This is a genomic window from Corynebacterium sp. HMSC30G07, from assembly GCF_001806945.1.
Lineage (GTDB): Bacteria > Actinomycetota > Actinomycetes > Mycobacteriales > Mycobacteriaceae > Corynebacterium > Corynebacterium riegelii.
This window is the reverse complement of sequence record NZ_KV786473.1, coordinates 21,975-29,112: the sequence shown is the minus strand read 5'-3', so window position 1 is coordinate 29,112 and position 7,138 is coordinate 21,975. Positions and strand designations below refer to the sequence as shown.

Annotated in this window: 7 protein-coding genes; 4 read left to right on the top strand and 3 right to left on the bottom strand. The window is 59.5% G+C overall.

What is annotated here, in order from left to right; translation table 11 throughout:
• Positions 1-229: 229 nt before the first annotated feature.
• Positions 230-697 (bottom strand): MarR family winged helix-turn-helix transcriptional regulator, encoded by a 468-nt coding sequence (locus HMPREF3104_RS08355; RefSeq protein ID WP_070495159.1) that lies wholly within the window; start codon positions 695-697, stop codon positions 230-232.
• A gap of 41 nt (positions 698-738) precedes the next feature.
• Here HMPREF3104_RS08355 and HMPREF3104_RS08350 point away from each other — a divergent pair, with 41 nt between their 5' ends.
• Positions 739-1,212 (top strand): GNAT family N-acetyltransferase, encoded by a 474-nt coding sequence (locus tag HMPREF3104_RS08350; protein ID WP_070495158.1) that lies wholly within the window; start codon positions 739-741, stop codon positions 1,210-1,212.
• 65 nt (positions 1,213-1,277) lie between these two features.
• Positions 1,278-2,066: a DoxX family protein gene (locus HMPREF3104_RS08345; protein ID WP_070495157.1), complete on the top strand. Its 789-nt coding sequence runs from the start codon at positions 1,278-1,280 to the stop codon at positions 2,064-2,066.
• Positions 2,067-2,103: 37 nt separating this feature from the next.
• Here HMPREF3104_RS08345 and ilvD read toward each other — a convergent pair whose 3' ends face one another.
• Complete coding sequence (gene ilvD / locus HMPREF3104_RS08340; protein WP_070495156.1) at positions 2,104-3,942, bottom strand: dihydroxy-acid dehydratase; 1,839 nt, start codon at positions 3,940-3,942, stop codon at positions 2,104-2,106.
• 12 nt (positions 3,943-3,954) lie between these two features.
• The gene (locus tag HMPREF3104_RS08335) at positions 3,955-4,497 is read right to left on the bottom strand and encodes a PH domain-containing protein (RefSeq protein WP_083279027.1); all 543 of its coding nucleotides are present in this window, start codon (positions 4,495-4,497) and stop codon (positions 3,955-3,957) included.
• 236 nt (positions 4,498-4,733) lie between these two features.
• Here HMPREF3104_RS08335 and HMPREF3104_RS08330 point away from each other — a divergent pair, with 236 nt between their 5' ends.
• Both HMPREF3104_RS08330 and ilvN read left to right on the top strand, forming a co-directional pair.
• Positions 4,734-6,608 carry an acetolactate synthase large subunit gene (locus tag HMPREF3104_RS08330; protein WP_052204585.1) on the top strand — a complete coding sequence of 625 codons (1,875 nt, stop codon included), beginning with the start codon at positions 4,734-4,736 and terminating at the stop codon, positions 6,606-6,608.
• On the top strand, positions 6,608-7,135 hold the full coding sequence (ilvN, locus tag HMPREF3104_RS08325; protein WP_052204583.1) for an acetolactate synthase small subunit: 528 nt from the start codon (positions 6,608-6,610) through the stop codon (positions 7,133-7,135). Before HMPREF3104_RS08330 ends, ilvN begins: the two co-directional genes overlap by 1 nt.
• Positions 7,136-7,138: the final 3 nt, after the last annotated feature.

Here is a 7,138-nt window from a genome sequence, read left to right as displayed (position 1 = left end):
AACAAACGGCCTTGGTTGCAATGAGGCTGGTGTGACGCGTGGGATTAGCGCAGGTCAGCAACCTAAATGAGCGGTATAGCTAACAAGGACACTGAAAACAAATGCGAAATCTTTCAGTGTCCTGGGGTTTTGAAGTCACATCCGTAACAAATCGAAATGTTTGCAATGAGGCTAAAGTGACGCGTGGGATTAACGCAGGTCAGCGCAGGTCAGCGCAGGCCCAGCCCACCTACATCCCCGGTGCCTTCGGGGTGTTGGTCATGATCTTGGCCATAATCTTCTTCAGCTGCTCGGCTTCCTTAGCGGTCACCTGCTCAAAGATGGTCCCACGGATATGGGCGATCACTTCAGGGGTGGAGCGCACGACAAACTCCACACCGTCTTCAGTCAACGTGGCAAACGTAGAACGGCGGTCCTCGGCGCTGCGGTTACGTTCGGTAAAGCCGCGCTGCTCAAGGCGATCCATCACGTGTGACAGGCGTGAAGGTGACATCATCGTGGCGTCGGCGAGTTTAGACATCGTGGTGGTGTTGTTTTCCGCCTGGGCGATGGACAGCAGTGTCATGTAATCGGGCAGCCCCATTTTCTCTTGGCGTTTCAGGTGCTCATCCAGGCGTGCGGGCACCCAGGAAACGAATGTCCAGAGGGTGCGCCAGACGTCTGCATCGTGATCTTCCAGCCAATGAAAACGTTCCATGGCAGTGACTTTAATACAGGGGCGAAAAGTATGGTTGAACCATGTTGAATATTCGCCCCGCAGTGGAAACAGACGTTCCTGAGATCTTCGCAATGATCAATGAGCTTGCGGAATACGAGAAAGCTCCGGATGAAGTCACCTCCACTGAAGAAGACGTGCGTACCCACCTGTTTGGGGAGAACCCGCGCGTTTACACCCTCATCGCGGAGGTCGACGGCAAGGTGCAGGGGATGGCCATGTGGTTTTTGAATTACTCCACGTGGCACGGCCGTCACGGCATCTGGTTGGAGGACCTGTACGTGCGTGAACAGGCGCGCGGGAATGGCATTGGGACTGCTTTGCTCAAAGCACTGGCAAAGATTGCTGTGGACAATGATTACAGGCGTGTGGAGTGGACGGTGTTGAGGTGGAACGAGCCGTCGATAGGCTTCTATAGCTCCATCGGTGCCCATGACATGGGGGAGTGGACCACTATGCGCCTAGATGGGGAGGCGCTGAAAACGCTCGGTAGTTAACCCGGTTGGGAACACGCCGTTTGTCCTGCAGAGTTGGATAGGAAAACTCGCATAGTTTAGGGGGTATGGCAACCGATAATCAGCGCGATAATTTGCGCGACGCAACGCCCGAAGATTTCTCGCACGACGATGTTCCGGCCTACACGCCTGGCACGGACCCGGTGGGTACCGCAGAGACCGAGGTTTTTGCGGCCTCGACTCCGGCTGCGGCAGCTGTTACGGGCGAGACCGCTGCAATTGACCGTGAACCGCAGTACATCGCTCCCGCTGAGCCGGTGTATGAAGAGGTCACTGTTGTTTCGGACCCGGTTGTGGAAGAACCCGTAGCGGCACCTGTTGGCCGTGGCACCATTGACTTTGGCTTGCTGCTGCTGCGCCTGCTGGTGGGTGGTTACCTCACGGTGCGCGCGATCGCGACGTTTTTCAACCTGGGTTCCTCAGGTGGCATTGGCGCGCTGGAGACCGCGTATGCCAGCTACCCGTTTGGTAACGGTATGGCGATTATCGTGCCCACTCTTGAGCTGGCCGCGGGTGTGTTCCTGATTCTTGGTTTGATCACTCCGGTTGCGGCGGCGGTTGGTGTGGCAGTCACCGGCTTTGAGGCACTGCATGCGCTGACTGCTGCGGATGGCGGTTGGGGCCTTTTGCTTACCGACGCCACCGTGATCCTCCCAACCCTCCTCCTCGGCCTCACCTTCGCCCTGACCTTTACCGGCCCGGGCCTCTACAGCGTGGACACTGGCAGGGGATGGGCGCGTCGACCGTTGGCGTCGTCCTGGATCTGCGCCCTGCTTGGGCTGGCTGCAGCCGGCGCCATCTGGTGGTTCGGCGCCGGCGTCAACCCGCTGGCATAAAGCCGCGTCAACCGCGTCAACCGCGGCTTAGGCCGCGTTAATCAACTTGGCGGACAGCGCCCTTATCGGCGCTGGTCGCCATTTTTGCGTATGCGCGCAGTGCCTTCGATACGTGGCGGGTGCGGTTTGGCGTCCACGGGTTGTCAGACGCCTCCATTTCCTCGCGGCGGCGGGCCAGCTCCTCATCGTCCACAACCAGGCGCAGCTCACGGTTGGCTACGGAGATGGCGATGATGTCGCCGTTTTGCACCAGGCCGATCAGGCCGCCATGTGCAGCCTCGGGGGAGATGTGGCCGATGGACAGGCCGGAGGTGCCGCCGGAAAAGCGGCCGTCTGTAATCAGCGCGCACTTCTTGCCCAAGCCAGCGCCCTTGAGGAAGGACGTGGGGTGCAGCATCTCCTGCATGCCCGGACCGCCGGAGGGACCCTCGTAGCGGATGACCACAACCTCGCCCTCCAAGACCTCGCGGTTGAGGATCATGGACACTGCCTGCTCCTGAGAATCCACAACGCGGGCAGGACCGGAGAACTCCCAGAGGCCTTCCTCCACGCCGGCGGTCTTCAAAATTGCGCCGTCCGGTGCGAGGTTGCCGCGAAGGACGACCAGGCCGCCGTCGGAAGTAATCGGGTGCTCAACGTCGTGGATCACGCCGTTTGCGGAGTCGGTGTCCAGGGACTCCCAGCGGGCGGACTGGCTAAACGCCTCCGTCGTACGGGTGCCGCCCGGAGCCGCGTGGAACAACTCCACGGCCTCTGGAATTGGGGAAGCGCCGCGAATATCCCAGTCGCCCAGCCAGGCGTCGAGGGAGTTGTAGGAGACCGAGTGCACGTCATCATGCAGAAGCCCCGCACGGTGCAGCTCGCCCAGGATCGCCGGGATGCCGCCGGCGCGGTGGACGTCCTCCACGTGGGCGTCGCCATTCGGTGCCACCTTGGACAGGCACGGGATCTGGTGGGAGAGCTCATCAATATCGGCAAGGTCAAAGTCCACCTCACCCTCCTGCGCCGCAGCGAGGATGTGCAGGATGGTGTTGGTGGAGCCGCCCATGGCCATATCCAGCGCCATGGCGTTGCGGAACGCGTGCTCGGTGGCAATGGAGCGCGGCAGGACCGACTCGTCGCCTTCGCCGTAGTAGCGGTTGCACAGCTCAACGATCTTGGAACCAGCCTGCTCAAACAGTGCGCGGCGTGCGGTGTGGGTAGCCAGCGTTGTGCCGTTGCCGGGCAGGGACAGGCCCAGTGCCTCGGTCAGGCAATTCATGGAGTTGGCGGTGAACATACCGGAGCAGGAACCGCAGGTGGGGCAGGCGTTGTTGGCAATGTCGTCGAGCTGCGCATCGCTGACTGAGTCGTTCGCGGACAGCGCGATAGCGTCGATCAGGTCAGACTTCGGCTTGACCACATCACCCGCGTTGATGGCCTTGCCAGCCTCCATCGGTCCGCCGGAGACAAACACTGCCGGGATGTTCAAACGCATCGCGGCGTTGAGCATGCCCGGGGTGATCTTGTCGCAGTTGGAGATGCACACCATCGCATCCACGGTGTGGGCGTTGCACATGTACTCCACGGAGTCCGAGATGATCTCGCGGCTGGGCAGAGAGTAGAGCATGCCAGCATGCCCCATGGCAATGCCGTCATCAACGGCGATGGTGTTGAACTCCTTCGGCACACCACCAGCGGCACGAACCGCGTCCGCAACAATGTCGCCGACATTCTTCAGGTGGACGTGGCCCGGCACAAACTGGGTGTAGGAGTTCACAATTGCCACGATCGGCTTGCCAAACTCGTTTTCCTCAGTGCCGGTGGCACGCCACAGGGCGCGCGCGCCAGCTGCTTGGCGGCCGATGGTGGTGACGCGTGAGCGGAGGGGGATCATGGGGGTACTCCTTTAGTTCTGGCTATTGGCGGGGTTACCAGCGGGGTTATCAGCGGGGCGCGGGCCGGGCATATCCGGATGCTCCTTTAAGTACTCTTCGTACTCGTCCTGGTCGAGCAATACGCTATAGCCCTCTTTGTCAATGACTTCGTACTTGCCGTCAGAAGACTCGGCGGCCTGCGTAATCACATCTGCGATGCGGCCGCGGGAGGCTTCTGCCAGATCAGGCAGGGTGTTGAAGGTGATGCCGGGCATGGGGTACTCGCGGCCGTCGACAGTTGTGGCAAGTGCCTTGCTGCCCTTAAAACTCACACCCTTGAGCTGGTCCCATGCAAGCGAGACGTTCTTGCGCAACAGGTAGTTGATGGAAATGCCCGAATCAGAAATCGTGGTCTTGGCGTTGAAGATCCACACAAGAGCGAAGATGGGGAATATCAGGACCCATCCCAGTTTGAGGGGGGCCCACAAAATACCAATCAGGGCAATGCCCGTCATCATTGCAATAGCGATGACGTGCTCTCTAGAGGGGCGGAAAATACGGGGAGCATCGGTCATTCCTGACATGGTAGTCAACGCGTATGAAAAAAATTACTCACTATCGCATATATGCGAAGCAATGCTGTGTATTATCTAACGCATGATCACGACGCGACTTGTAGTAGTAGTAATTCCGATGCGGCGCTTGCCGTAAGCGGGTTGCACTCAAAGCTAGCCGCAAACCAAGCGCCCTCGAGAGCTTCTAGCTCGCTCGAGGGCTTTTTGTTTGTGTGATCGAATTCCGTGAATAAGACATGAAGAAGGAGCTTTGTATCGTGGCAGCATCACCGCAGCCCGCAGCCGAAGCCGCAGCGCCTGGACCGGAGGTTATGACTGGCGCTGACGCTACGGTTCGTAGTTTGGAAGAACTTGGGGTTGACATTGTGTTCGGCCTTCCTGGCGGTGCCGTGTTGCCGCTGTACGATGCGCTGTCTCGCGCGCGTACGCTGCGTCACGTGCTGGTGCGCCATGAGCAGGGCGCAGGCCACGCGGCTGAAGGTTATGCCGTGGCCTCCGGCAGGGTTGGTGTTTGTATTGCAACCTCTGGACCGGGTGCAACCAACCTGGTGACTGCACTGGCAGATGCCTATTTGGATTCCGTGCCAATTGTGGCGATCACCGGCCAGGTTGGTTCGCCGCTGATTGGTACGGATGCCTTCCAGGAGGCAGACATCCGCGGCATCACCATGCCTATTACTAAGCACAACTACATGGTGACCGATGTTGAGGACATCCCGGCGACGCTGAACGCAGCGTTCCACATTGCCTCGACTGGCCGCCCGGGACCTGTGCTTGTGGATATCCCGAAGGACGTCCAGGCGCAGATGGTGGAATTTAACTGGCCGCCGGAGCTGGACCTGCCGGGGTATAAGCCGAATACGAAGCCGCACAACCGCCAGATCTCCCAGGCCGCAAAGATGATCTCTGAGGCTAAGCGCCCGGTGCTGTACATCGGTGGTGGTGTGGTGAAGGCGGAGGCGCATAAGGAGCTTCTGGAGTTCGCCGAGATCACCGGCATCCCGGTGGTTACCACCTTGATGGCGCTCGGTGCGTTCCCGCAGCATCACCCGCTCTACATGGGTATGCCGGGTATGCACGGCTCGGTGCCGGCGGTCGGCTCGCTGCAGGAGTCTGACTTGCTCATTGCTATTGGCACGCGTTTCGACGATCGCGTGACCGGCGACACCGACACCTTCGCACCCCTGGCAAAGACCATCCATGCCGATATTGACCCGGCTGAGGTGGGCAAGATCCGTGAGGTAGATGTCCCGATTGTGGGTGACGCGAAACGCGTGCTGGCCCAGCTGACGGATGCGTTCCGTGACTCCAAGCGCAACGCTGCGCCACAGATTGATCAGTGGATTGCTCGCCTGGAGGATTTGAAGGAGCGTTTCCCGCGTGGCTATGACGAGCAGTCTGACGGCAAGCTTTCTCCGCAGTTTGTGATTGAGACGCTGTCGAAGGTCGTCGGCACGGACGCCATTTATGTTGCTGGCGTGGGTCAGCACCAGATGTGGTCCGCGCAGTTCATCGACTTTGATCGTCCGCGTCACTGGCTCAACTCAGGTGGCCTGGGCACGATGGGATACGCCATCCCGGCAGCTCTGGGGGCGAAGGCTGGTTGCCCGGAGAAGGAAGTGTGGGCCGTTGACGGTGACGGCTGCTTCCAGATGACCAACCAGGAAATCACCACGGCCGCACTTGAGGGCTTCCCGTTCAAAGTTGCGCTGATTAACAACGGCAATCTTGGCATGGTGCGCCAGTGGCAGACCCTGTTCTATGACGGAACGTATTCCCACACCAAGCTTGGCGGCAATGCAGAGCAGTACGTGCCGGATTTTGTAAAGCTCAGTGAGGCGCTGGGTGCGGAGGCGATCCGCGTGACCACGAAGGAAGAGGTCATTCCGGCGATTGAGCGTGCACGCGAGATCAATGACCGCCCTGTGGTGGTGGAGTTCATTGTTGGTGAGGACGCGCAGGTGTGGCCGATGATTGCGGCCGGTGCGTCCAACTCTGACATGCAGTATGCGCTTGGCATGCGTCCATTTTTTGACCTGGAGGAGTCCGCGGCAGAGTCGCCGGCGGCAATCCATGAGGCTATCGATGAAATCACGGAGGAGAACCGCTAATGGCACACGAAGACGAGACCACTCGCAATATCCTCTCCGTGCTGGTGTTGGATGTAGACGGCATCATCACCCGCGTTACGGCACTGTTTACACGCCGTGGTTACAACCTGGTGTCCTTGGTGTCTGCGAAGACGGAGACGGAAGGTATTAACCGTCTGACCATTGTGGTGGACGCTTCCGAGTATGCAATCGAGCAGATCACCAAGCAGTTGAACAAGCTGATTCAGGTGCTGAAGGTGCTCCGGCTTGAGGACGATCAGACGATCGCCCGCTCCCTGCTTCTGGTCAAGGTCAACGCGACGAACCAGACGCGCGCTCAGGTTGTGGAGACCGCCAACATCTTCCGTGCTCGCGTGGTGGATGTCTCGCCGGAGTCTGTGGTTATTGAGGCCACCGGCACCCCGGAAAAGCTGCGAGCATTCCTGGATGTCATTGAGACCTTTGGCATTCGTGAAATGGTTCGCTCCGGCCAGGTCGCGCTGAACCGCGGGTCCAAGACGTTGGCTCCGTCCAAGAAAAACAATTAATTT

What these genes read in the sequence shown, in the direction of transcription:
- HMPREF3104_RS08355 (WP_070495159.1), bottom strand. Translation starts at nt 697, where the DNA reads ATGGAACGTTTTCATTGGCTGGAAGATCACGATGCAGACGTCTGGCGC.
- HMPREF3104_RS08350 (WP_070495158.1), top strand. Translation starts at nt 739, where the DNA reads ATGTTGAATATTCGCCCCGCAGTGGAAACAGACGTTCCTGAGATCTTC.
- HMPREF3104_RS08345 (WP_070495157.1), top strand. Translation starts at nt 1,278, where the DNA reads ATGGCAACCGATAATCAGCGCGATAATTTGCGCGACGCAACGCCCGAA.
- ilvD (WP_070495156.1), bottom strand. Translation starts at nt 3,942, where the DNA reads ATGATCCCCCTCCGCTCACGCGTCACCACCATCGGCCGCCAAGCAGCT.
- HMPREF3104_RS08335 (WP_083279027.1), bottom strand. Translation starts at nt 4,497, where the DNA reads ATGACCGATGCTCCCCGTATTTTCCGCCCCTCTAGAGAGCACGTCATC.
- HMPREF3104_RS08330 (WP_052204585.1), top strand. Translation starts at nt 4,734, where the DNA reads ATGAAGAAGGAGCTTTGTATCGTGGCAGCATCACCGCAGCCCGCAGCC.
- ilvN (WP_052204583.1), top strand. Translation starts at nt 6,608, where the DNA reads ATGGCACACGAAGACGAGACCACTCGCAATATCCTCTCCGTGCTGGTG.